This is a genomic window from Planomonospora corallina, from assembly GCF_042650625.1.
Taxonomy (GTDB): domain Bacteria; phylum Actinomycetota; class Actinomycetes; order Streptosporangiales; family Streptosporangiaceae; genus Planomonospora_B; species Planomonospora_B corallina.
The window spans coordinates 140,289-164,612 of record NZ_JBHSBM010000025.1 but is presented as its reverse complement, the minus strand read 5'-3'; the positions used below and the strand labels follow the sequence as shown (position 1 = coordinate 164,612).

The 24,324-nt window shown below is 73.3% G+C and carries 17 protein-coding genes; 8 read left to right on the top strand and 9 right to left on the bottom strand.

Features of this window, described 5'->3' with window-relative positions:
• Nucleotides 1-84: 84 nt before the first annotated feature.
• Both ACFOWE_RS22735 and ACFOWE_RS22730 read right to left on the bottom strand, forming a co-directional pair.
• Nucleotides 85-1,725 (bottom strand): RNA polymerase sigma factor, encoded by a 1,641-nt coding sequence (locus tag ACFOWE_RS22735; protein WP_377291343.1) that lies wholly within the window; start codon nucleotides 1,723-1,725, stop codon nucleotides 85-87.
• A gap of 242 nt (nucleotides 1,726-1,967) precedes the next feature.
• The gene (locus ACFOWE_RS22730; protein ID WP_377291024.1) at nucleotides 1,968-4,061 is read right to left on the bottom strand and encodes a SpoIIE family protein phosphatase; all 2,094 of its coding nucleotides are present in this window, start codon (nucleotides 4,059-4,061) and stop codon (nucleotides 1,968-1,970) included.
• A gap of 682 nt (nucleotides 4,062-4,743) precedes the next feature.
• On the opposite strand from ACFOWE_RS22730, the gene ACFOWE_RS22725 reads away from it, so the two are divergent.
• The 7 genes from ACFOWE_RS22725 to ACFOWE_RS22695 all read left to right on the top strand — a co-directional run bounded on the left by ACFOWE_RS22725 (nucleotide 4,744) and on the right by ACFOWE_RS22695 (nucleotide 11,160).
• The gene (locus ACFOWE_RS22725; protein WP_377291022.1) at nucleotides 4,744-4,986 is read left to right on the top strand and encodes a hypothetical protein; all 243 of its coding nucleotides are present in this window, start codon (nucleotides 4,744-4,746) and stop codon (nucleotides 4,984-4,986) included.
• Nucleotides 4,987-5,405: 419 nt separating this feature from the next.
• Entirely contained in the window at nucleotides 5,406-6,923 is a 1,518-nt protein-coding gene (locus tag ACFOWE_RS22720) for a hypothetical protein (protein ID WP_377291341.1), read from the top strand.
• A 12-nt stretch (nucleotides 6,924-6,935) separates the two neighbouring features.
• Nucleotides 6,936-7,688 (top strand): LamB/YcsF family protein, encoded by a 753-nt coding sequence (locus ACFOWE_RS22715; protein WP_377291020.1) that lies wholly within the window; start codon nucleotides 6,936-6,938, stop codon nucleotides 7,686-7,688.
• Nucleotides 7,685-8,305: a 5-oxoprolinase subunit B family protein gene (locus tag ACFOWE_RS22710; protein ID WP_377291018.1), complete on the top strand. Its 621-nt coding sequence runs from the start codon at nucleotides 7,685-7,687 to the stop codon at nucleotides 8,303-8,305. Before ACFOWE_RS22715 ends, ACFOWE_RS22710 begins: the two co-directional genes overlap by 4 nt.
• Before the next feature lie 124 nt (nucleotides 8,306-8,429).
• Nucleotides 8,430-9,284, top strand: coding sequence for a 5-oxoprolinase subunit C family protein (locus ACFOWE_RS22705; protein ID WP_377291016.1), 855 nt, complete (start codon nucleotides 8,430-8,432; stop codon nucleotides 9,282-9,284).
• 140 nt (nucleotides 9,285-9,424) lie between these two features.
• Complete coding sequence (gene pnuC / locus ACFOWE_RS22700) at nucleotides 9,425-10,066, top strand: nicotinamide riboside transporter PnuC (RefSeq protein ID WP_377291014.1); 642 nt, start codon at nucleotides 9,425-9,427, stop codon at nucleotides 10,064-10,066.
• Complete coding sequence (locus ACFOWE_RS22695) at nucleotides 10,063-11,160, top strand: AAA family ATPase (RefSeq protein WP_377291012.1); 1,098 nt, start codon at nucleotides 10,063-10,065, stop codon at nucleotides 11,158-11,160. Before pnuC ends, ACFOWE_RS22695 begins: the two co-directional genes overlap by 4 nt.
• 17 nt (nucleotides 11,161-11,177) lie before the next feature.
• Here the strand turns inward: ACFOWE_RS22695 and ACFOWE_RS22690 are convergent, their stop codons facing one another.
• The 7 genes from ACFOWE_RS22690 to ACFOWE_RS22660 form a co-directional block, all read right to left on the bottom strand.
• Nucleotides 11,178-12,257, bottom strand: a complete 1,080-nt coding sequence (locus tag ACFOWE_RS22690) for a winged helix DNA-binding domain-containing protein (protein ID WP_377291010.1) — start codon at nucleotides 12,255-12,257, stop codon at nucleotides 11,178-11,180.
• A 72-nt stretch (nucleotides 12,258-12,329) separates the two neighbouring features.
• Nucleotides 12,330-14,051, bottom strand: coding sequence for an ABC transporter family substrate-binding protein (locus tag ACFOWE_RS22685; protein WP_377291008.1), 1,722 nt, complete (start codon nucleotides 14,049-14,051; stop codon nucleotides 12,330-12,332).
• A 16-nt stretch (nucleotides 14,052-14,067) separates the two neighbouring features.
• On the bottom strand, nucleotides 14,068-16,152 hold the full coding sequence (locus ACFOWE_RS22680) for an ABC transporter ATP-binding protein (RefSeq protein ID WP_377291006.1): 2,085 nt from the start codon (nucleotides 16,150-16,152) through the stop codon (nucleotides 14,068-14,070).
• Nucleotides 16,149-17,057, bottom strand: coding sequence for an ABC transporter permease (locus tag ACFOWE_RS22675; RefSeq protein ID WP_377291004.1), 909 nt, complete (start codon nucleotides 17,055-17,057; stop codon nucleotides 16,149-16,151). Before ACFOWE_RS22675 ends, ACFOWE_RS22680 begins: the two co-directional genes overlap by 4 nt.
• Nucleotide 17,058: 1 nt before the next feature.
• Nucleotides 17,059-18,042: an ABC transporter permease gene (locus ACFOWE_RS22670; RefSeq protein WP_377291002.1), complete on the bottom strand. Its 984-nt coding sequence runs from the start codon at nucleotides 18,040-18,042 to the stop codon at nucleotides 17,059-17,061.
• Nucleotides 18,043-18,364: 322 nt separating this feature from the next.
• A complete protein-coding gene (locus ACFOWE_RS22665) occupies nucleotides 18,365-20,707 on the bottom strand; it encodes an AAA family ATPase (protein ID WP_377291000.1) in 2,343 nt (780 codons plus the stop codon).
• Between the two features lie 105 nt (nucleotides 20,708-20,812).
• Complete coding sequence (locus ACFOWE_RS22660; protein ID WP_377290998.1) at nucleotides 20,813-22,729, bottom strand: hypothetical protein; 1,917 nt, start codon at nucleotides 22,727-22,729, stop codon at nucleotides 20,813-20,815.
• 235 nt (nucleotides 22,730-22,964) lie between these two features.
• On the opposite strand from ACFOWE_RS22660, the gene ACFOWE_RS22655 reads away from it, so the two are divergent.
• Nucleotides 22,965-24,324: MFS transporter (locus ACFOWE_RS22655; protein ID WP_377290996.1), on the top strand; the 1,360-nt coding region annotated here is incomplete at its 3' end.

The window sequence follows — 24,324 nt, the reverse complement described above, 5'->3', positions numbered from 1 at the left end:
TGTCGTTCTCTCCTCCGCGGGCTCCCCGGACCCGTCCTCCGCACGCGGCGGCCCCCTCCTCGAGGGGACCGCCGGGTGCAGGGCCTAGTCCAGGTAGTCGCGCAGGACCTGGGAGCGGGACGGGTGGCGGAGCTTGGACATGGTCTTCGACTCGATCTGGCGGATGCGCTCACGCGTCACCCCGTAGACCTTGCCGATCTCGTCCAGGGTCTTCGGCTGCCCGTCGGTGAGTCCGAACCGCATGGAGACGACGCCCGCCTCACGCTCGGACAGCGTGTCCAGGACGGAGTGGAGCTGCTCCTGCAGCAGCGTGAAGCTGACCGCGTCCGCGGGGACGATCGCCTCGGAGTCCTCGATGAGGTCTCCGAACTCGCTGTCGCCCTCCTCACCCAGCGGGGTGTGGAGGGAGATCGGCTCACGGCCGTACTTCTGGACCTCGATGACCTTCTCGGGGGTCATGTCGAGCTCGCGGGCCAGCTCCTCGGGAGTGGGCTCGCGGCCGAGGTCCTGCAGCATCTGCCGCTGGACGCGGGCCAGCTTGTTGATGACCTCCACCATGTGGACCGGGATGCGGATGGTCCGCGCCTGGTCGGCCATGGCTCGGGTGATCGCCTGCCGGATCCACCACGTGGCGTAGGTCGAGAACTTGTAGCCCTTGGTGTAGTCGAACTTCTCGACCGCGCGGATCAGACCCAGGTTGCCCTCCTGGATCAGGTCCAGGAAGAGCATGCCGCGGCCGGTGTAGCGCTTGGCCAGCGAGACCACCAGGCGGAGGTTGGCCTCCAGCAGGTGGTTCTTGGCCCGGCGCCCGTCCTCGGCGATCCACTCCAGCTCGGCGCGGACGTCCACCGGCAGCTTGTCGCCCTCGGTGGCGAGCTGCTCCTCGGCGAACAGGCCCGCCTCGATGCGCTTGGCCAGCTCCACCTCCTGCTCGGCGTTGAGCAGGGGGACCTTGCCGATCTGCTTGAGGTAGTCCTTGACCGGGTCGGCGGTGGCGCCGGCGGCGGCGACCTGCGCCACGGGGGCGTCGTCGTCGTCGTCGGAGAGGATCAGGACCTCGTCGTCGCTCTGCACGGCCCCGTCGGCGCCGGCGGGCTTGGCCTCCTCATCGGCCTCGGTCTCCTCGACCTCCGCCTCGGCCTCGACCTCCTCGACCTCCACCTCGAGGTCGAAGTCCTCGATCTCGACGTCCTCGAGGTCGAGCTCCTCCTCGTCCTCCCCGACGACGCCCTTCGGCTTCGGGTCGGCCTTGGGGGCGGTCTTGTCAGGACCGGCGCTCTTTGCCGGACCGGAGGAGGTCTTCTTGGCCGTGGGAGCGGCCTTCTTCGCCGGGGCGGCGGGCTTGGCCGGATCCGCGGGCTTCTTGGGCGCGGACTCGGAGGCGCCGACGACCGCGGTGACGGTCTCGGGCTGCTCCTTGGCCGCCGCGGCGGTCTTGGCCTTCTTGACGGGAGCGGGCGCGGCGGGGGTGCGGCGCCTGCTCGGGGTCTTGGACTTCTTGGGGGTCGCGGAGTCCTCGGCCTTCAGCCGTACAACGATGCCCTCTTTGCTGAGGCTGCGCAGGATCCCAGCGGCCTGCGCCATCGGAATGTCCGCTTCCTCGACGGCCTTGCGGACATCCTCGGGATCGAGGAACCCCTGCGAGCGCCCCCGCTCCATCAGCTGCTGAATGACGGGCTCGTTCAGCTCGGATGGCTTCGAGCGAGTCGAACTTGCAGGCGACACGAACACCTCTCGAAGGAAAGCGTGACGAGAATGGACTCAGATGCCCGCTAGGGGCGGATGCCTCTAGTTGTGGTCAGAGAGGCCGCACGAACCGCGACGCACCTGCCCAGCATTCTGACATGACACCGTGATCCAAACGGCCGCCTCCTGGCGGTTGCCCTCCACCCTAGGCCGACAAAGACAGTAGTGCGTACCGGAAGCCGACCACCGATATCCGAAAGCAACCCTTATGACTGTTTCATTCAGTCACTCTTCGTGGTTGGAGGGACATGAATTGCAAGCACCGTGACGTCGTCGTCCTGCTCATACCCCGCCAGCATGCGATCCACCAGGAAATCCAACAACATATGAGGGTTTCCGACAACTTCCGGTGGAGCTTCGGTCACGACAGAGCAAAGCTCGGCGAGGCCGGCGTCCAGACCCCGCTTCCGGTTCTCCACCAGACCGTCCGAGTACAGGACGGCGGTGTGGCCGGGCGGGACGCAGAACCGGAACTGGCGACGGCTGGCCGGCCAGCCGAGCGGCGTGCCCGGCTCCCCCTCGCACAGCAGGGGGACGCCCTGGGGCGAGACCAGCAGGGGCGGCGGGTGGCCCGCCAGCGCGAGCGTACCCTCCCCCGTCCCGGGCTCCACCACCATATAGGCGAGGGTGGTGACCTGCTCCTCCTCCTCGGTCGCCTCGAAGACCCGGTCCAGGCCGGTGAGGACCGCGGCGGGCGGCGGGTTGGTCAGCGCCAGGGCCCGCATCGCGTTGCGGATGCGGCCCATCCCCGCCGCGGCCTTGACGCCCTTGCCCATGACGTCGCCGACCACGGCCGCCACCCGGCCGTCCTGCAGGACGAACGCGTCGTACCAGTCGCCGCCCACCTGCACGTGGCGGCTGCCGGAGCGGAACCGCTGGGCGAGCATGAGCCCGCCCACCACCGGCAGGCTGTCCGGCAGCAGGCTCCGCTGGAGCGTCTCCGCCGTGCGGTGCTCCCGCTCGAACAGCGTGGCCCGCTCGACGGCGAGGGCGCACTGCCCGGCGAGCGCCTCCAGGAAGACACCGTCCTCCTGGGATATCTTCTGCGGGCGGGTGAAGGCGAAGCGCAGCGCTCCCAGCGCACGCCCCGCGGCCAGCAGCGGCAGGCCCACCCAGGCCCGCTCGTCGCTGTGCGCCAGGAACCCGTTGACGGCCTCCTCGTCGCCCCCGGCGTCCACCAGCTGGGTGACCAGGCTCTCCGGCGACTCGGCGAAGACCGGGCGGCGGCTGTTGACCGCCATGGTCATCACACTGGTGTACGAGAGCGGGAGCTCCTCCCCCGGCGCGCCCGGGACGTCGGGGATCCCGCCGCTGTTGACGAGCTTCAGCGCGGCCCGGTCCGGGTCGAGCAGCGCCACCGCCGAGCGGTCCGCAGCCAGCGCCGTACGGCCGACGTCGATGATGACCTGGACGACCTGCTCCACGGTGAGCGCCTCGGCGAGCTGCGCGGTGGCCCCCTGCAGCCGGGCGGTCCGCAGCGCGGCGGCGCCGAGCTGGTCGGTCAGCCGGCCGCGCATCTCCTCGGCCTCGCGCTGCGGGGTGACGTCGGTGTTCGCCCCGACCCACTCGACCACCCGGCCGTGCCGGACGATCGGTACGGCGCGCACCTCGAAGTGGCGGTAACCGCTGGCCCGGGTGCGGACCCGATAGCTCCACTCGAACATGGTCCGGCCACGCAGCGCCTCCCGCCACGCCTCCTCGGTGTGCGCGCGGTCGTCCGGGTGGACGGCCTCCAGCCAGCCGCCCTCGAGGTACTCCTCCAGCCCCTGGCCGGTGATGGACCGCCACTGCGGCGCGTCCTCCTGGACCGCGCCGTTCGGCGCGGTGATCCAGACGAGCTGCGACTGCGCCTCGACGAGCGAGCGGTAGCGCTCCTCGCTGCGCCGCAGCCCCTCCTCCGCCAGCCTGCTCTCGGTGACGTCGACGCCGGTCAGGCAGACGGCGCGCAGCGCGTCCGCCTCGTCGTGGACCGGCGAGAACACCAGGGACCAGTGGCGGGTCTCCCCCTCGGCCGTGCGCACCCGGACCCGCTGGTCGCCTTCGGCCTCGGCTCCACCGGCGACGGAGCGGACGGCGCTCTCGAGAAGGGCCGCGAGATCGGCGGAGAGCAGCTCGGCGGGGGCACGGCCGGGCAGCCGCTCGGCCGGCACGCCCACCATAGCGGCGAAGACCTCGTTCACCCGCTGGAACCGGCCGGCGGGGTCGAAGAAGGCGAAGGCGAGCGGCGAGCGGGCCAGCAGGCCCTGCAGCAGGGCGGCGTCCGAGATGTCCACACCCGACTCCCGGGGACGGGGCACGGAGGTTTCGGCGCTCATGGTCGGCACCTCCGTCGCGTGCCAGGGTCTCCCACGAGGCACATCTCCAAACTTGCGAATCGGCGTAGCGCAGCTCCGGGGACCGGATCCTGCGGTACATCATCGGCGATGGGCGCCTACGGACGGAAGCCCCGCCCATGACGCGACGAACACCCCCGGCCCGGGGACCAGGGTTTCCACGGTAACGCGCCGGGAGCCGTCATGAGGGGTCCTCGCCGGGTCTCCTCCGGACGGCCGACGGGCCCCGGCCGGGCCCCGTGAACGCCCGGCCCCTGCCGGGACGCGACTCTCGCGGTCTCCCGTCCCCGCCACCAGGGGAGACGGCGGGGACCTCACCGCCCCCACCAGGCCCTCGACCCGTCCGGGCGGTCGTCGCCGGCACGTTCGAGCGCTCGCGGCCAGGACCCTAGCAGGATCGGGCCGGGCCGTCCCGACAACCGCCCACCTCGCCTCCTCCGACTCCCCGGACAAGATCAGCCTACTGACTCGTCCCCGTTTTGGCTTCCCCTCTACGGACACATTCTTTACTTCTGCCCCTCGGGCAACAGTCAACACTGAAGTCAGCTTTCCCCTCCGACCTCTGGAGGCTTGACAGTCGCACGATAAGTTGTGGAATGAAGACGCACGTCCCCGTCGTCCGTCCGGGGAGATATCCCCGGTGATCCGGAGGAATGTGACAGCAATGCCCGTTCTCGCCACCCGCTCCACAGGCGGCACGACCACATTCCACGAGCCGGTGAGCCGCCGCCTGGCCGCCGAGTTCCTCACCGTCCCCCCCGGCACCGTCGACCGCTGCGTGGCCGACGTCTGCGCCTGCACCGAGCATCTCGGCGTCGAGGTCACCGCCGAGGTCGTCGAACGGGTCGCCCGCGAACACCTGCTCGCGATCGTCAACTCCGCGCCACCACCGCGGAGTCCTCGGTAACATCGGGATCACCGAGTCGCGTTCCGCGCACCCATCGGCTCGGGAACGCGAGAAGGTTGGAACGTGAGCGAGCGCAGCGAGCGAACCAATGAGCACAGCAGCCTCCGCGAATGCGGACTCCAAGCCGAAGGCGGGGAGAACCCATGAGCGAGCGCAGCGAGCGAACCAATGAGCACAGCAGCCTCCGCGAATGCGGACTCCACGCCGAAGGCGGGGAGAACGCATGAGCGAGCGGGCCGGCGAACACGGCGGCATCCGCGGACACGAACTCCACGCCGCAGACGAGGAGAGCGCATGAGCGGGTGTGCAGACGGGCACGGCGGCCCGGTGTTCACACGGCCGACGGAGGAGATCGGTTGAGCCGCCGACACCGCAGGGACCCGCGGGAGATCCACGCCCCGGACGAGGTGTTCGCCGAGATGCTGCTGGCCGCCCGCGAGCTGCTCGCCGTACGGAGCCCGCTGGACGCCGAGCTCATGGTCTCCGACATGATCGGCGCCTGGTGGGGGCGGCGGCTGCGGCGCGGGGACGCCGAGCAGGTGCTCGGTGAGGGGCTGGTCGACTACGCGGCCAAGGCCGGTTCGCCCGCCGCGCTGACCCTGCTGATCGCCCTGGCCTACCTCGGCACCGCCCGGCAGGCGGCCAAGGCCGAGGGGGCGGCGCTGGCGCTCATCGAGCGTGACGTGGCCAGGCCCCGCTGGGCCGACCGGCTGGGCGCGGTGAAACCGACCGGGTGCTACGTCTCCCGGGACGCCTACGGCGACCAGGACACCGTGGTGTGCACCTTCGGCTACCGGGGCGCCGAGAGCGGCGAGAACGAGGATCGGCACGCGCTGGTCATGGTCGTCGACTACAACATGCGCGGCATCGCCCGTGACGCGTGGGTCTCCTCCCAGGTGGACAAGCTGCTGGAGCAGGCGCGGGCCGAGGCCGAGGCCAGCCCGATGCTCCGCTTCGGGGAGATCGAGCCCCAGCAGGCCAGGGCGCTGCTGGAGTCGGCGATGAAGGCCACCGCGGAGTACGGCGACCGCAGGACCCTCCCGCCGGTCAGCGACAGCTACAGCGCCTACCACGCCTTCGCCCGCTCCCGGATCAAGGCTCTCCCGCCGGGCCGCAAGCGCCCGGCCCCGCTGCACAGCGAGGCGCCCTACAGCCGCGACCGCCGGGCCATGCTCGCGGCGGAGTTCCTGTCCTCCGACGCGGCCGAGCACCTGTCGGATCCCTCGGCCGCCTCGCGCTGCGCCGACCACATCATCGACTACGGCTGCGACCAGGACTTCGGCCGTCCGCTGCGGGTCAGCCCGACCAAGTGCGAGACGTTCATGCTCGACTGGCTGCCGCGCAAGGTGATGCTGAGCCCCGCCGAGCAGGAGGCCGTGCCGTACGTGCTGTCGGCGTGGGCCCGCTTCACCGCGCCCCGCACCGGGTTGTCGGACGAGGCGCTGCGCGCGACGCTCGACGGGATCTGGGAGGCGACGGCCCGGTTCGCCGAGGCCTACCGCGATCCGACGACCTTCGGCCTGGAGCGCGACCTGGTGGAGCGGCTGCTGCCGGACGGTGACCTGTCCGCGCTGGCCCGGCGGGTGTTCGCCTTCCCTTTCCTGCAGGGCGAGCACGGCGAGGTCAAGCTCGACCTGCTCAATCCGGCCGACGAGAGCGACCGCCGGATCCTGCTGGAGATCGACCACGTCGGCGAGCTTCCCCGGCCCGACCACGAGGAGCACCTGGCCTGGCACGAGGAGATCGCCGCGCGGCTGTGGGAGGGGGACCCGCCGCAGCTGTGGGAGGCCGCGCAGCGGCTGCTGGACCTGGGCCACGACCGGCACGAGGTGCTGCACGTGCTGATCGAGATCTCCGAGCGGATCGGCGACGACCCGGAGGCGCTGGCCGATGCACTCGATGACATCGCGGACATCCCGGACGAACCCCCCCTGTAGACGGCAGCAACGGTGATCGATCTCAACGCCGACCTCGGTGAGGGGTACGGCATCTGGACGCTGGGCGACGACCTCGCCCTGCTGGACGTGGTGACCAGCGCGAACGTCGCATGCGGTTTCCACGCCGGCGATCCGCTGACCATCCGCCGCACCTGCGCGGCCGCGGTCGAGCGGGGGGTGCGGATCGGGGCCCAGGTCTCCTACCGGGACCTCGCCGGGTTCGGGCGCCGCGAGATGGAGGTGGACCCGGAGGAGCTCTGCGCCGAGGTGCTCTACCAGCTGGCGGCGGTGGACGGCGTCGCCCGGACGGTGGGGGGCCGTGTCTCCTACGTCAAGCCGCACGGCGCGCTGTACAACCGGGTCTGCCGCGACCCCGAGCAGGCCGAGGCGGTCGTGGCGGCCGTGGTCGGCTACGACGGGAGCCTGCCGGTGCTCGGCCTGCCGGGCTCGGTCGTCCACCGGGTCGCCGCCGGCCGGGGACTTCCGGTCGTCTCCGAGGCCTTCGCGGACCGCGCCTACACGCCCGCCGGGACGCTGGTCCCCCGGCGCGAGGCCGGCGCGGTGATCCACGATCCGGAGACCGTCGTGGCGCGGGCCGTGCGCATGGCCACCGCCCGGACGGTGACCGCGGCCGACGGCTCCGAGGTCCCGGTGGACGTCCGTTCGATCTGCGTGCACGGCGACACCCCCGGTGCCGTACGGCTGGCACGGGCCGTGCGCGACGGGCTGGACCGGGCCGGGGTGAGCGTGGAGGCCTTCACGTGATCCGGCGGGCCGGGGAGCACGGGCTGCTGGTGGAGACCGGGTCTCTGGAGGTGTCGCACCGGCTGGACGCGCTGCTGCGGGCGGACCCGCCCGCAGGGGTGGTGGAGATCGTGCCCGGTCCCGCGACCGTGCTGGTCGTCGCGCCGGGCGCGGAGCCGGCCCGGCGCCGCGCCCGGCTGGCCGAGGCCGTCGGGGCGGCGCGCCACCCGGCTCCGGGCGCCGTGGTCCCCGAGCGGCCGGTGACGGTCCCGGTGGTCTACGACGGCGCCGACCTGGACGACGTGGCCGCGCTCTGCGGGATGACGGCGCGGGAGGTGGTCGAGCGGCACACCGGGCGGGAGCTGGTGGTGGGCTGGCTGGGTTTCGCGCCGGGGTTCGCCTATCTGACCGGCATGGATCCCGCGCTGCACGTGCCCCGGCTGGCCACGCCGAGGACCTCGGTGCCCGCCGGGGCGGTGGCGGTCGCCGGCCCCTACTCCGCGGTCTACCCCTCGGCCTCCCCCGGTGGGTGGCGGCTGCTCGGCCGCTCCCCGATGCCCGTGTGGGACGTGGCCGCCGATCCGCCCGCCGTGCTGACGCCGGGCACCCGGGTGCGTTTCCGGGCGGTCGCCGGATGAGCGCCCGCCCCGCCCCGCCCGCTCCCGCGCGGCCCGGTTCCGCGCGGCCCGGTTCCGCGCGGCCCGGTTCCGTCCGGCGCTCCGCCCTCCCGCGCCCGGTGCGGCGCGGGCGTCCGGCGGCCGCATGATCGAGGTGATCGCGCCGGGACCGTACGCCACGGTGCAGGATCTCGGCCGTCCCGGTCACGGCCATCTCGGGGTGCCGCGTTCCGGGGCCGCCGACGCGCCGAGCCTGAAGCTGGCCAACCGCCTGGTCGGCAACCCCGAGGGCGCGGCCGGGATCGAGCTGACCTTCGGCGGGGCCGTGCTGCGGTTCCGGCACGGCGCCTGGACCGCGCTGGCCGGCGCCCCCTGCCCCGTCGCCCTGACCGGCGCCCGGCGGGGCGCGCCGGGGATGCACGCGCCCTTCTGGGTGCCGGCCGGCGGTGAGCTGCGGGTGGGCACGCCGCCGGCGGGGTTGCGCACCTACCTTGCGGTCCGGGGCGGCGTCGACGAGCCCCCGGTCCTGGGCAGCCGCTCGGCGGACTCGCTCTCCGGTCTCGGCCCGGCCCCGCTCGCCCCGGGCCGGGTGCTGCCGGTGGGGCCGACCGGCGGTCTGCCGCCGATCACCGTGGACGCCGCGCCCGCGCGCGGGCAGGCGCCGGACGCGCTGCGGGTGCTGCCGGGGCCCCGGGACGACTGGTTCGCGCCGGGGGCGCTGGCCGCGCTGTGCGCGCAGCCGTACGAGGTGAGCCAGGACAGCAACCGGGTCGGGGTGCGGCTGCTGGGCAGGCCGCTGGAGCGCGCCCGGGGCGGGGAGCTGCCGAGCGAGGGCATGGTGGCGGGTTCCCTGCAGGTGCCGCCGGACGGGCGGCCGATCGTCTTCCTCGCCGACCATCCGCCGACCGGCGGCTATCCCGTGATCGCGGTCCTGGCCGCGGCCGATCTGGCGGCGGCGGCGCAGCTGCGTCCCGGCGACCGGGTCCGTTTCCGCCTGTGACGGCCGCGGCGCCCCTCCCGGCCCCGCGCCCCGGATCCCCGCCCCGCCGGAGCGCTCCGGTCCAGGTACCGGGGCCTCCCCCGGTCCGGGGCATACACGGGCACCCGTTATCGTCATAGCGACGATTAAGGAGATCCCCCATGACGCTCGCGGAGTTCCTCGATCCCCTCCTCCAGCCCGCCCTCACCCTCGCGGGAACCCCGACCAGCTGGGCCGAGCTCCTCGGTTTCGCCACCGGGATCCTCACCGTCTGGCTCGTGGCCCGCCAGAACATCTGGAACTGGCCGATCGGCGTCGTCAACGTGGTCCTGCTCGGGCTGGTCTTCCTGGCCGTCGGGCTCTACGCCGACGCGGCGCTGCAGATCGTCTACGTCGTCCTCGGCCTGTACGGCTGGTGGCAGTGGCGCTTCGGCGGAGCGGGCCGGACCCGGCTCGCGGTCCGGGCCACCGCGCGCGCCGAGTGGGCGGCGCTGGCCGCCTGCGGCGTCCTCGCCGCCGCGGGGCTCACCTTCGCCCTCGTCGCCTGGACCGACTCGACGGTGCCCTTCTGGGACGCGCTGACCACCACACTCTCCCTGATGGCCACCTACGGGCAGACCCGCAAGCTGGTGGAGTCGTGGTGGCTGTGGATCGCGGTGGACCTGATCTACGTGCCGCTCTACGCCTACAAGGGCCTCTACCTCACCAGCGCCCTGTACGTGCTCTTCCTGGGGCTGTGCGTCTCGGGCCTGCTGGCCTGGCGCCGGGAGCTCGCGGCCCGGCCGGTCCCGGTGCCGGCATGAGCGCGGACTTCGCCCACGGCCTGGTGATCGGCAAGTTCTATCCTCCGCATGCGGGCCACCACCACCTGATCGACACCGCGGCGGCCCGGTGCGCCCGGCTGAGCGTCGTGGTCGCCGCCTCGTCCGTGGAGAGCGTGCCGCTGGCCCTGCGTGCGGCCTGGCTGCGCGAGGCCCATCCGCAGGCCGGGGTGGCGATCGCCCCCGTGGTGGACGACGTCGAGATCGACTACGGCGATCCGGAGGTCTGGTCGGCGCACGTCGAGGTGTTCCGGCACGCGCTCGCCCTCGCGCACGGCCGGGTCCCGGAGATCGACGCCGTCTTCTCCTCCGAGGAGTACGGCCCGGAGCTGGCCCGCCGGTTCGGCGCCGCCCACGTCGGCGTCGACCCGGACCGGGAGCGGTTCCCCGTGAGCGGGACGATGGTCCGGCACGACCCGGTCGCGTGCTGGCGGTGGCTCTCCCCGGCGGTCCGCGGCCATCTGGCCCGCCGCGTGGTGGTCGTCGGCGCGGAGTCCAGCGGGACCACCACCCTGGCCAGGGACCTAGCCGCCCACTACGCCGCCAGGGGCGGGCCGTGGGCGGCGACCCGGTGGGTGCCCGAGTACGGCAGGACGTACTGCGAGGAGAAGCTCGCCGCGGCCCGGCGCCGGGCCAAGCAGGCCGGCCTGCCCGAGCCCTGGCTCGACGACCTGGAGTGGGAGTCCGCGGAGTTCACCGTGATCGCCGAACGGCAGCTGCTCTGGGAGGACGCCGCCGCCCGCGCGGGCTCCCCCCTGCTGGTGTGCGACACCGACGCGTTCGCCACCGCGCTCTGGCACGAGCGCTATCTGGGCGTGGAGGGGACCGTGCATCCGCGGGCCCGGCACGACCTGTGGATCCACACCTCGGTGGAGGGCGTGCCCTTCGAGCAGGACGGCTGGCGCGACGGCGAGACCGTCCGGCACCGGATGGACGCCCGCTTCCGCCAGGAGCTGGCCGCTCGCGGCCTGCCGCACGTGGTGGTCTCGGGGCCGCCGGAGGAACGGCTGGCACGGGCCGTCGACGCGGTCGACGCCCTGCTCGCCCGGGGCTGGTCGTTCGCCGACCCGCTCTGAGGGCTCCCCTCCGGCCGTCATCGGCCGAGCAGGGCCCGGACCCGCTCGGTCTCGGCGGCGAGGGCGGCGGCCGGGACGTCCTCGAACAGCTCGACGGCGACCTCGCCGTTCTTCGCCTCCCAGACGCCGGCCACCCGTCCCCGGTGGACCACGACCGGGGAGATCCAGCCGGCGGCGCGGCTGACCTTCGGCCGGGCCGGGGCGGGCAGCAGGGGCTCCAGGTCGCGGGGGGCGCCGAGGATGTACTGGTCGAAGCCGGGCAGCAGGTGCACGCCCTCGGCGGGCGGTGTCGCGGCCAGCTCGTCGAGGTGCCCGGCGAGCACGACCATGGGCCGGCCCTCGACCTCGACCTCGGCCAGCTCCGGGGCCAGGTCGCGGAACCAGCCGCGCAGGAGCGCCTTGCGGGCGGCGCCCCGGTAGAGCCAGGTGTCGAAGGTCTCGGGAGTGGCCGGGCCGTGGGCGCCGAGGAAGGAGCGGACCAGGGCCGGGCCCGCCTCCCGCGCCGCGGGCAGGGCGGCGGGCCAGCCGGGCACGTGGTCGCGGGGCCGGGCGAAGGTCACCCGGCCCTCGCGCGGCGGACCGTAGCACAGCTCGCCGAGGAAGCCGAGCGGCTTGAGCAGGGCGCCCCATCCGGAGGCGAGCGCCTCCTTCAGGTGCGCGTCACCGGTGATCTCCAGCACGGCCTCGACCAGCTCCTCGCGGGTCAGGGTCCGCCCCGACAGCGCCTCGGGGACCGCCTCGACGAGGGCGGCCGTCTCCTCCGCGGTGACGCCGTGCCCGCGCTGCCACGAGCCCTTCTCCCAGTGCCGGAAGGAGCCGAGGACCGCGGCGTGGACGGGCAGGTCGCCGGCGGGGACCAGGTGGAGCGTGCCGCGCGCCGCCCAGGTCTTGACCAGCGTGCGGTCACGCCACAGGGCCTCGTCGATCTCGTCGCGGCGCGGGTCCGCCTGCCGCACGGCGACCGCGAGCGCGGCCGACGACGCCACCTGGGCCTGCACCCCGGTCAGCCGCCGGACCACGGAGACCGCGTCCGGGCCGCCGGGCGGGTCGACGAACTGCCGCCGGAGCCGCCAGGCGAGCACCTGGGGCCAGGTCACGGAAACAATCATGGCCCCACTTCTACCTGCATCCGCCGGCGGCCGCGACGGCCGGGCCCGCGGGGATCCGGGTCACTTGACGAAGCCGATGTCCTGGTACCTCAGGTCGTAGAAACCGCGGGCGCCGAGGTTGGCGACGGTGTTCTTGACGGCGACGTTCTGCGGGCGCTGGTAGAGCGGGAGCACGTTGACCGCCTGCCAGATCAGCTTGTCCGCGGCGTTGGCCTTGACGATGGCCTGGGCGGGGTCCAGCTCGGCGGTGGCCGCCTCCATCGCCTTGTCGATCTCCGCGGAGCCGATGCGCCCGAGGTTGGCGTTCCACTGCAGCTCGCCCTTGGAGTCCTTGGTGGCGTTGGCGTACTGGCCGTAACTGCTGGAGACCGGGAAGGGCGTGCCCACGTAGGAGAAGGCCGTGATGTCGTAGTTGCCGGGGATGATGTATTTCGTGAAGTAGTCGTCGCTGGGCACCGACTGGAGGGTGACCTTGACGCCGATCTGGCCCAGCATGTTCTGGACCAGCTCGGCCTCGGACTTGGTGAGCTGCAGGCCCGACGGCGCGACGAAGCGCAGGTTCAGCTCCTTGCCGTCCTTCTTGCGGGTCTGCCCGGAGAGCTTCCACCCGGCCTCGTCCAGCAGCTGCTTGGCCCGCTCCGGGTTGTACGTGCCGATCTCACCGGCGTTGTCCTGGTAGCCCTCCTGGGTGTTCATGAAGAAGTGGTTGTTGAGCAGGACGATGGGCCAGTCCAGACCCTGCAGGTCGGACTGGGTGATCACCTGCCGGTTGATGCCCATCGCGACGGCCTGGCGGACCTTCACGTCGGAGAGCATCGCGCTCCCGCCGTTCATCGTCAGGTGCCGGAAGTCGGGACCGGCCGCCTGCCGTACGACGGCGTTCGTGGTGTTCTTGGCCCGCTGGTAGTCGGGCGCGGAGGGACCGACGTCGAAGGTGTCCAGCTCGCCGTTGGTGAAGGCGCCGACCAGCGCGTCGCTCTCCAGCGCCCGGAAGACGATCTGGTCCAGCTTGGCCTTCTCGCCCCACCAGGCGTCGTCGCGGCCGACGGTGATGGTCTTGGCCGTCTGGTCGAACTTGACGAACTTGAACGGGCCCGCGGTCACCGGGATCTTGTTCACCCAGGCGTTGTTGAAGGCCTCGGGGGTGTTGTTGGTGCCCCGGGGGTAGAGCGGGATGAACAGCGACTGCCAGTCGCCGAACGGCTTGGCGAAGGTGATGACGACCTCGTGGTCGCTCCTGCCCTTCTTGACGCTCTCGATGTCCTGGTAGCCGGTGGTGGTGGCGACGCGGTAGTCGGCGTCCCTGCCGTTCATCGCCTTCCACTGGGCCTCGTAGTCCTGCCAGGTGATCGGCTTGCCGTCGGACCACTTCGCCCTGGGGTTGAGCGTCAGCGTGACGACCTGCTTGGGCGAGGTCGCGGTGACCTTCCCGGCGGTGACGTAGTCGGTGTTGGGCGAGATCTCGCCCTTCTCGTTCGAGCGGAAGGCCGAGGGCATCAGCGCGTCGACGACCTTCTTGACCATCGCGAGGTTGCCGTCGACGTGGTTGAGGTTCCAGTTGGTCGGATACTCGTTGATCCCCCAGCGCAGCAGTCCGCCGTCCTTGACCTGGTCACGGGTGACCTGGTTGACGTCGAAGGCCTTGACCGCCGCGGTGGTGCCGCCCGGCGACGCCCCTCCCTCGCCCTCGCCACCGGGCCCGGTCTGCCCGCAACCGGCCAGGGCCGCCGAGCACGCCACGGTCAGGGTGGCGGCGAACACCCCCATACGCCTGACGATCATCACGGTTCCTCCTGGTTCATACGACTTTGATCTTCTCTGCGTAGTGGCACGCGGCGCCCTGGTCCTCGTCGAGCGGCCGGATCACCGGCTCCTCGTTCACGCACAGCACCCGCTCGCCGTCGGTCAGGACGTCGCGGAACTTCGGGCAGCGGGTGCGGAACCGGCAGCCCGACGGCGGAGCGGCCGGGCTGGGCAGGTCGCCCTCGAGGAGGATGCGCGCGCGGGAGCGCTCCTTCTCCGGATCGGGCAGCGGGATCGCCGACAGCAGCGCCTGGGTGTAGGGGTGGGTGGGAGTGCCGTAGACCAGGTCCACCCGGCCGATCTCGGCGATCTTCCCGAGGTACATCACCGCGATCCGGTCGGCGATGTGCCGGACCACCGACAGGTCGTGCGCGACGAACAGGTAGGACAGACCCAGCCGGACCTTCAGGTCCTCCAGCAGGTTGATCACACCCGCCTGGATGGACACGTCCAGCGCCGAGACCGGCTCGTCCAGCACGACCAGCTTCGGCTCCAGGGCCAGCGCCCGGGCGATGCCGATGCGCTGGCGCTGCCCGCCGGAGAAGTCCTGCGGGTAGCGCTCGGCGTGCCCCGTCTCCAGGCCGACCAGGGTGAGCAGCTCCCGCACGCGCGGCCCGGCGTTCCTGACCCCGTGGGTGCGCAGCGGCTCGGCGAGGATGTCGTAGACCGTCATCCTGGGGTCCAGCGCGGCCAGCGGGTCCTGGAAGACCACCTGCATGTCCCGGCGGACGGCCATCCGGTCCCGGGCGGTCATCGACGCGGTGTCGCGGCCCAGCACCGTGATGGCGCCGGCCTGCGGCCTGGCCAGCTCCAGGATCTGCATCAGCGTGGTCGTCTTGCCGCAGCCCGACTCCCCCACCAGGCCGAGCGTCTCCCCCCGGCGGATGTCGAAGCCGATGCCGTCCACCGCGTGGACCGTGCCGACCCTCCGCTTGAAGATCGCGCCCTTCAGCAGCGGGTAGTGCCGGACGAGGCCGTCCACCTCCAGCACGGCCTCCCGCCGCTCCCTCCGCTCCGGCGCCGCCCGCTCCGCGGCCTCCGCGGCGGCGGGCCCGCCCTCGTCCTCCTCCGCCGTGCCGTAGACCTCCTCGGGCGGCAGGTCCCGCGCCTCGATCTCGTGGGCGCGGATGCACGCGGCCCGCTGCCCGCGCGTGCCCACCGGCGCCAGCACCGGCTCGCCCTCGTTGCACTCCGGGATCTCCATCGGGCAGCGCGGCGCGAACGGGCAGCCCGGCGGGAGCGCCGCCGGCGAGGGCGGGTTGCCCTCGATCGGGATCAGCCGCCCGGCCGGGCGGTCCATCCGCGGCACCGAGGCGAGCAGCCCGATGGTGTACGGCATGCGGGGCCGGTAGTAGATGTCGTCCACCGTCCCCGTCTCGACGGGGCGGCCGGCGTACATGACCAGGACCCGGTCGACGAACCCGGCCACCACCCCCAGGTCGTGCGTGATCATGACGATCGCCGCGCCGGTCTCCCGCTGCGCCGTCTTGAGCACCTCCAGCACCTGCGCCTGGATGGTCACGTCCAGCGCGGTGGTCGGCTCGTCGCAGATGATCACGTCCGGGTCGTTGGCGATCGCCATGGCGATCACCGCGCGCTGGCGCATGCCGCCGGAGAACTCGTGCGGGAACGCCCTGGCACGCTGGGCCGGGTTGGGGATGCCGACCAGGTCGAGCAGCTCGACGGCCCGCTTCGCGGCCGCCTCCCGGCCGACGTCCTGGTGGATGCGCACGGCCTCGGCGATCTGGTCGCCGACCCGGTAGACCGGGGTGAGCGCGGAGAGCGGGTCCTGGAAGACCATCGAGATGGTCCGGCCCCGGAAGGCGGTGAGCCGCTTCTCGCTCGCGCCGAGGATCTCCTGCCCCTGCAGCCGCACCGAGCCGGTCACCCGGGCGTGCGGCGGGAGCAGCCCCATCACGGCCAGCGAGGTCACCGACTTGCCCGATCCCGACTCGCCGACGATGCCGAGCACCTCGCCGGGGCGGAGCGCGTAGCTCACCCCCCGCACCGCGTGCACCGCGCCGGGGCCGGAGCCGAAGGTCACGTCGAGGTCGGCGACCTCGAGAACGGGGCCGTTCATCCGCGCCTCTTCGCGGCCGGGTCGAAGGCGTCGCGCAGGGCGTCCCCGACCAGGTTCACCGCGAGCACGGTGACGATCAGCAGCCCGGCGCAGAACCAGAACGTCCACGGCGCGTAGGTCGCCGTCTTGGCCCCGTCGGCGATGAGGCTGCCCATGGAGACGTCCGGCGGCTGGATGCCGAAGCCGAAGTAGGACAGGGAGGTCTCGGTCAGGATCGCCGCGCTCACGTTCAGCGTGGCGTCCACGATCAGCAGCGACGACAGGTTCGGCAGGACGTGCCGGAAGATGATCCTCAGGGGGTGCACGCCCATGAACCGGGCCGCCTGGATGAACTCGCGCTCCTTGAGCGAGATCGTCATGCTCCTGACGATCTTCGAGGTGACCATCCACAGGAACAGCGCCAGCATCAGCACGAACAGCAGCCACTGGCCCTCGGCGAAGAGCGGCGACATGATCGCCAGGATGAGGAAGGCCGGGAGCACGAGCAGCAGGTCGGTGACCCACATCAGCGTGCGGTCGGTCCACCCCAGGAAGTAGCCCGCGAACGCGCCCACCAGCGCCGCCAGCCCGGTGCCGATCACCGCGGCGAGCAGCCCGACGATCAGCGACTTCTGCATGCCGCGCAGCGTCACGGCGTACACGTCCGCGCCGGTCTGCAGGGTGCCCCACCAGTGCTCGGCCGAGGGCGGCGACAGGAAGGCCATGAAGTCCTTGTCGGTGTAGGTCCACTTGCTCAGGTGCGGCCCCACGAAGGCGAGCAGGAACATCAGCGCCAGCAGCGCGAACCCGATCCGTCCCTGCCGGGCGCGGAAGAACCGGCCCGCGACCACCCGCAGCCGCGAGGGCGTCCTGATCTTCCCGACGTCCGACAGCTCCTCGGCGAGTTCCTGGTCGGCGATGCTCATCTCATCCCACCCGGACCCTCGGATCGAGAACGGCGTGCAGCACGTCGGAGGCGAGCGAGGCCACCAGCACCGCGAAGGCCGCGAAGCAGCTGATCGCGGCGACGGTGTTCACGTCGTTGGTGAAGATCGAGTTGACCAGCTGCTCTCCCATGCCGTGCCAGCCGAAGATCTTCTCGGTGAAGGTGGTGCCGACCAGCAGCGAGCCGAAGGTGAACGCGAAATAGGTCACCGCCGGGATCAGCGCGGTGCGCAGCGCGTGCTTGATCAGCGCGGTGCGACGGCGCAGCCCCTTGGCCATCGCGGTGCGGATGAAGTCCGCACCGAGCACGTCGAGCATCATGTTGCGCTGGTAGCGGCTGTAGATGGCGATCAGACCCAGGGAGAGCGAGATCGTGGGCAGGATCAGGTGCTGGACCCGGTCGAGCGCCTGCGTCCAGAACCCGCCCTGCAGCCCGGCCGAGTACTCGCCGCTGACGTACACGATCGGCTGCGGCAGCAGGTCGTTCACCCAGACCGCGATGATGATCAGCATGTTGGCGAGCACCACGGTGGGGACCGCGAGCACGAAGAAGGACGCCCCCGTGGAGAGGCGGTCGAAGACGCCGTACTGCTTGACCGCGGCGTAGGCGCCGACGAGCACGCCGGTGACGCTCCCGAAGACCAGTCCGATCGTGATCAGTCGCAGGGTGACGCCGATGCGCCGGGCGAGGTCCGCGTTGACCGAGTCCCCGGTGATCGTCTTGCCGAAGTCCCCGCCCGCCACCCCCCCGGCCCAGGTCAGGTAGCGCTCGAAGACCGGGGTGCGGTCGTTGAGGTTGAGCTCGGTGAGCCGCGCGTCGATGACCGCCGGAGGGATCGGCGGGTTGCGTCCCTCGTAGTTCGCCCGGGGGTTGAGCGCGGTGGCCGCCAGCATGTAGGCCAGGCTGGTGGCGACGACGATCAGCACGACGTAGTTCAGCAGCCTGCGGAAAAGGAACCCCGCCATCACCCTCCCCTCCGAAGCACTCTGTTGTCTGTCGCCATACTGCTACATGATGTAACCGTCGCAACGCATAGAGTCGCCAAACAGAGGTCCTATCTCGGCCAAGCGAGGCGGCCGCCGCCGCGTTGCCACGCGGCACCGGGGCGTCGCGGCGGGGGACGGTAACCGGTGTCTTCCCCCGGCCGGTCCCGTCATTCCGGCGGCGCCCCAGGTCACGGTCCGGGGCCGTCCGCCACCGCCCCTTCCCCGGCCACCCGTGCCCGCGTGTCCCCACGCGCCCGCCCGGCGTTCCGGCGGCGGCGCCGCACGGCCGGGAGAGGCCGGGTCAGCGGTCGGTGAGCTCGTCGACGGCCGCGCGCACGTCGGCGCTGGTGATCGTGGTCAGCTCGGCGGCGCTGGCGGTGCCGCCGAGGGCGGCCAGCCGCACGTCGCGGCGCATCGCGGCGTGCTCGTACAGCGAGCGGGCGAACCGGCCGTTGCCCAGGCCGTCGATCAGCCCGTTCGTGCAGACCCAGGTGAAGATCTCGGCCAGGTCGTGGCGGGCGGCGTCGTCGAACCGGTCGCCCGACCGCTCGGCCTGCAGCCCGGCGATCCCGGCGAGCTCGGCCGGCGTGTAGGAGGGGAAGCGGACCCGCTGGTTGAACCGGCTGGACAGCCCCGGGTTGGTCGCCAGGAAGGCGTCCATCTCCCGTTCGTAGCCGGCCAGCACGACCACCAGGCGGTCGCGGTCGTCCTCGGCGCGCTTGAGCAGCGTCTGCACGGCCTCGGAGCCGAAGGCGTCGCCTCCGGCGTAGCCGCTGTTCACCAGGCTGTACGCCTCGTCGATGAAGAGCACCCCGCCGAGCGCCCGGTCCACCAGCTCGTTCGTCTTGATCGCGGTGGCGCCCAGGTGCTGGCCGACCAGGTCGGCCCGCTGCGCCTCCACCACGTCCGGCCGCACCAGCAGGCCCAGCGCGGCGAAGACCCGGCCGAGGATGCGGGCCACGGTGGTCTTGCCGGTGCCCGGCGGGCCGGTGAAGACGAAGTGCCGCATCTGCGGCGGGGCGGGCAGGCCGCGCTCCTGGCGCATCCGGGCCATGCGGAGCTGTGCCGCGATGGCGTGCACCTGCCGTTTGACCGGCTCCAGCCCGGCCATCCTGTCCAGGTCGGCCAGCGCCTCCTCCAGGGTCGGGACGGCCTGGTAGTCCTGGTAGCGGGCGGTGAGCTCGCCGAACGCCTTGGCGAGGTCCGGCCCGGTGACGGTCACCAGGTCCTCGGTGCTGGGCGAGCCCCCCGCGCCGACCACCCGCACGTCGCGCGCCTGCGCCGCCGCCTCCACCAGGCTGCGGACGAACCTGGCGTTGCCCAGCTCGTCGACGATCCCCCGGCGGTGCAGGTCCTCGAAGCGGGACAGCAGCACGGGCCCGGCCTCGGAGGCCATCCGGTCGCCCCTCCGGCGCTGCAGCAGCTCGGTGATCTGGACCAGCTCGGCGGCCGCGTAGCCGGGGAAGCGGACCCTGGTGGCGAACCTGCTGGACAGGCCCGGGTTGGACGACAGGAAGGAGGCCATCTCCTTCTCGTAGCCGGCCAGGATGACGATGAGCCGGTCGCGGTCGTCCTCGGCGCGCTTGAGCAGCGTCTGCACGGCCTCGGAGCCGAACCGGTCGGGCTGGCCGTCCCCGGAGTTGATCAGGCTGTAGGCCTCGTCGATGAAGAGCACCCCGCCGAGCGCCCGGTCGATCAGCTCGTTCGTCTTGATCGCGGTCGCCCCGAGGAACTCCCCCACGAGGTCGGCGCGCTGCGCCTCCACCACGTAGGGCGTCTCCAGCAGGCCGAAGGCGTAGAAGATCTTCGCGACGGTCCTGGCCACGCTGGTCTTCCCGGTCCCGGGCGGGCCGGTGAAGACGAAGTGCCGCATCGGCCGCTCGGTGGCGTACCCCGCCTCCCTGCGCAGCCGGGAGGCCTCGATGGAGGCCGCGATGGAGCGGACCTGCTCCTTGACCGGGGCCAGGCCGACCATGGCGTCCAGCTCGCCGAGCGCCTCCTCCACCGAGATCGGCGGCGGCGCGGGCCGGTCGCCGCCCTCCTGCGCCTGCTGCCCGCCCTCGCGGACCCGGACCCGGACCGGCTCCCGGCGGACGGCCGACTCGGCCCTGACCTGGCGGGCCTGCACGAGGCGGTAGACCAGCACGGCGGCGGCCGCGCCGTACGCGCCCCATAGCACGACCGCGGTGGAGAAGCCGGCGAGCACGAGCACCAGGGCGATCAGGCCGCCGGCGGCCAGCGCCGCCAGCGTGCTCAGCCAGGGCGGGACCCAGCTGATGAGGTGCGCCGCGCCGGCCGCCGGCAGGGCCAGGAGCATCAGGCCCAGCGGGATCCACGATTCGGGGAAGCGGCCGTCGAGCAGGGACGTCGCCGTCAGCCAGACCACCACCACCGCCACCGTGGCGGCGGCGCGCGGGAAATTCAGGGTGAGCGTGACGAAGGCGAGCAGCGCGAACCCGGCGAAGAAGGCGGCGACCGGACTCCAGCCCAGCCCCAGCGCGAGCGCGACCGCCCCGGCCAGCACGGTGAGATGGAGCAGCCTGCGCATCCCCGCGGAGAGCCGGGAGTAGCGCAGCCGTACCCGCTCGAACAGGTCCCGCGCCGCCGCCCGTCCCGCCGGCCTGACCCTGTCGGAGTCCCGCATCACGCCTCCCCGGTCCGCCCCCCGGTTATACCGCACCGGGCGGGGATTTGGGCGTGCCCGCCCGCCACACCGCGCGCGGGCCGGAGCCGCTCACCCGTCAGCCGCTCAGACGTCGCGGAACCGGCCCCGGTGCCGGCCGGGGTACTCGCCGACCACGACGTGCTTGGGGGTGACGCGGAGCGTCGCGGCCTCGGCGTCACCGGTCGCGACACCGCGCACCTCCGCCCAGAACCGCCGCCGGTGCGGGTCCGTGACGAACACCGCCACCCGGGGGTCGTGCTCGGCCGCCGCCCACGCGTCACCCGCCGCGACCAGGTGGAGGTCCCCGCCCGGCCCCACCCCGCCGACCGAGCCGACGGCCAGCGCACGCGGCCCCGTCGCGTCGGCGTAGGCGAGCACCATGCCGCGCGCGCAGGCGAGGGCGTGCCGCACCTCGCCGCCGAGGTCCACCGGCGGGCTCGCGTCGCCGGGCGGCCCGTGCCCCCGGTGCCCGCTCATGGCCAGCGAGGTCCGCCGCGGCCCGGGCGCGCCCCTCCACCACGCCCGGGCCGCTCTGATGGCGTAGGCGGCCACCACCGCCATCAGCGCCCCGACCCCCGCCTGCCACGACAGGCGGGCCACGCGGTCGGGGAGTCCGGTGAGCGCCGCGGCCGCCGCCCCGCCGAGCGCGAGCGAGGCCGCGGCGAGCAGGGCCAGCGCCGCGGTGAGCCACCCGTCCCGGACCGGGAGCCTGCGGGCCCGCGCGAGCAGGCCGCCCCGCGCGAGGGCCGGGTACAGGGCGGGCGGGACGGCGAGCGCGGCCAGGCCCCAGCGGGGGTCGTCCAGCGCCCCGGCGACCCCCGCGGCCCCGGCCAGGACCGACCACGCGCGCACGACCACGAGCCAGAGCGTCACACCGATGTCACGCCGTGCCGTACGGTCGCCGCCCGCCGCGGAGAACTCGGCCAGCGCCCGCACGGGCCGCCCCCGCCACGCCTCGGCCAGCACGCGCGCGGCGGCCACGGCCGCGCCGTTGAGGAGCACCACCCCGGCCGGTCCCGCCCAGGTGCTCCGCAGCAGGTCCGGCAGCGCGGCCGGGCCGGACGCCGGCAGCGCGCGCGGGAGGGTGGCGACGGCCGCGACGTAGGCGGCGACCGCCACCAGGGCGGCCGCGACGGACAGCGCGAGCCACACGTCGCGGGCGAGCATCGCCGGGACGTACGACCAGAGCCTGACCCGGCGGGCCTGCCGGAGGGTGATCAGCAGGACGGCGACGGGCGCCGCCGCCCCGCCGGCCATCGCCTCGGCGGCCGGGCCCGTGCCGAGGACGACGGCGACGACCGCCAGGAGCGCCGCGGCGAGCAGGACCCGGGTCTGCCGGGACCACGCCTCCAGGACGTGCCGCGTCCGGCCGGTCTGGCGGGGGTCGACCGGCCAGGCCGGGTCGTGGTGGCCGTGGGGCCGCTCCCAGCGCAGGAACGTCAGGCCGAGGTTGGTCCTGGCGCCGGGGTGGTCGCCGGCGCGGCTCAGCGCGGCCCGGTAGGCGGCCCGGGCCCGCCGGTGCTCGCCCCGCAGGAGCGCGAGGTCCCCGGTCAGCACGTGCGGGCCGGGCTCCTCGGGGGCGTAGCGCACGGCCCTGGCGGCCTGGGCGCAGGCCTCCGTCCAGCGCCCCGGGACCCGGCGCAGGGCCGTGCCCAGCCGCAGCCGCGCGGTCCAGGAGCCCGGCACCAGCCGTACGGCCTCCTCGGCTGCGGCCACGGCCTCCGCGTCGCGGCCGAGCCGTTCGAAGGCGAGACTGGCCAGGCGGTACCCCCAGCCGGCCGCGGGACCGTCCGGGGAGTCGTGCTCCACCGCCCGGCGGGCGGCCTCCAGCGCGGCCTCCGGCCTGCCCCGCTCCAGCTCTCCGGCGGCCAGCGCGCACCAGCGGAACGGGTCGTCCGGATCCCGGAGCGGGCCGCCGGGGTCCGGCGGGAACGGATCCGGCGGGAACGGGTCCGGCGGAGGCGGTGCCGCCGCGAGATCCTGATCTCCGGAACCGCTCACCGCGACGGCTCGCGGACCTGGCGCTGTCTCCCCACGACCGTCATGGTCGGCGCGGGGCCGCGGTTTGCCTAGATGGCGGATAGAGGGGTCTATCTCTCTAGAGAGGTCGCGGGTTCCGCACGGCCGTCGTGCCCGCCGTCCCGGGTCCTTCTCTCCCATGGGTGCCCGCCCACTGCCGGAGTTGGCCTAAGCTGCGACGCATGTTCGTCCCGGCCGGCCTCCTCGTCAGACGCGCATGACCACCACGGGGATCGCGGCCGGCGCCGAGCGTGCCGCGACCGGCACGCGCTCGTCCGGGACCGGCCGCTGGTCGGTCCTCGTCCTGCTCTGCCTGAGCCTGCTGCTCATCGCGGTGGACGCCACCGTGCTGCACATCGCCGTCCCCGCCCTGACGGCGGCGCTCGACCCGAGCTCCGTGCAGCTGCTGTGGATCATCGACGTCTACTCCCTGGTGGTCGCGCCGCTGCTGCTGACCTTCGGCACGCTCGGCGACCGCTACGGGCGCAAACGCCTGGTGCTGGCCGGTTATCTGGTGTTCGGGGCCGCCTCGGCCTGCGCCGCGTTCGCCCCCACCGCGCCGGCGCTCATCGCCGCGCGGATGCTCCTCGGGCTCGGCGGGGCGATGATCATGCCCGCCACGCTCTCCATCATCCGGCAGGTCTTCACCGACCGGCGGGAGCGGGCGATCGCGCTGGGCGTGTGGAGCGCGGTCGCGGCGGCCGGGGCCGCGGCCGGGCCGATGATCGGCGGGTTGCTCGTCGAGCACTTCTGGTGGGGCGCCGTCTTCCTGATCAACGTGCCGATCCTGATGGTCCTGCTGCCCGCGGCGGCGCGGATCCTGCCGGAGTCGCCCCGGCGCGCCGGGCGGCCCTGGGACGCGCCCAGCGCGCTCCTGTCGGTCCTGGGCATCCTCGCGCTCGCGTTCGGCCTGAAGGAGGCGGGGGCCGGGCATCCGGAGGGCGTCGCCGTGTTCCTGTGCGGCCTCGGGCTGCTGGCCGCCTTCGTCCGGCGGCAGCGCCGGCTGGCCGTACCCCTGCTGGATCTGGAGCTGTTCCGGCGGCGGTCCTTCTCCACCGGGGTGGCGGCGGTGATGCTGGCCGTCTTCTCCCTGGTCGGGCTCCAGCTGATGCTCGCCCAGTACCTCCAGCTGGTGCTCGGCGACAGCCCGGTCGAGGCCGCCGTGCGCATGCTGCCGCTGATGGCCTCCTCGGTCGCGGGCGGCCTGACCGGCGCGCACCTGCTGCGCCTGCTCGGACTGCGCGCCACGATGGGCGGCGGGCTGGCGCTGACCGCCCTGTCCCTGGCTCCGACCCTCGCCTGGGGCACCGAGGAGCACCCGCTCGCGCTGGCGCTCTGCTTCGTCGGCATCGGCTTCGGCCTCCAGGTGGCGCTGCTGGCCGCCTCCGACACGATCATGTCCGCGGCCCCGGAGTCCCACGCGGGCGGCGCCGCCGCGGTCGAGGAGACCGCCTACGAGCTGGGGGCCGGGCTCGGGGTGGCGGTGCTCGGCACGGTCACCACCGCCGTCTACGCGCCCGCGCTCCCCGCGGTCGCCGGCGTCTCCGCCGGCCTGATGACGCAGGCCCGCCAGTCGC

Coding starts and splice junctions, on each gene's coding strand:
- ACFOWE_RS22730 (WP_377291024.1), bottom strand. CDS start 4,061: ATGAGCGCCGAAACCTCCGTGCCCCGTCCCCGGGAGTCGGGTGTGGAC.
- ACFOWE_RS22725 (WP_377291022.1), top strand. CDS start 4,744: ATGCCCGTTCTCGCCACCCGCTCCACAGGCGGCACGACCACATTCCAC.
- ACFOWE_RS22720 (WP_377291341.1), top strand. CDS start 5,406: ATGCTGCTGGCCGCCCGCGAGCTGCTCGCCGTACGGAGCCCGCTGGAC.
- ACFOWE_RS22705 (WP_377291016.1), top strand. CDS start 8,430: ATGATCGAGGTGATCGCGCCGGGACCGTACGCCACGGTGCAGGATCTC.
- pnuC (WP_377291014.1), top strand. CDS start 9,425: ATGACGCTCGCGGAGTTCCTCGATCCCCTCCTCCAGCCCGCCCTCACC.
- ACFOWE_RS22695 (WP_377291012.1), top strand. CDS start 10,063: ATGAGCGCGGACTTCGCCCACGGCCTGGTGATCGGCAAGTTCTATCCT.
- ACFOWE_RS22685 (WP_377291008.1), bottom strand. CDS start 14,051: ATGATCGTCAGGCGTATGGGGGTGTTCGCCGCCACCCTGACCGTGGCG.
- ACFOWE_RS22680 (WP_377291006.1), bottom strand. CDS start 16,152: ATGAACGGCCCCGTTCTCGAGGTCGCCGACCTCGACGTGACCTTCGGC.
- ACFOWE_RS22675 (WP_377291004.1), bottom strand. CDS start 17,057: ATGAGCATCGCCGACCAGGAACTCGCCGAGGAGCTGTCGGACGTCGGG.
- ACFOWE_RS22670 (WP_377291002.1), bottom strand. CDS start 18,042: ATGGCGGGGTTCCTTTTCCGCAGGCTGCTGAACTACGTCGTGCTGATC.
- ACFOWE_RS22665 (WP_377291000.1), bottom strand. CDS start 20,707: ATGCGGGACTCCGACAGGGTCAGGCCGGCGGGACGGGCGGCGGCGCGG.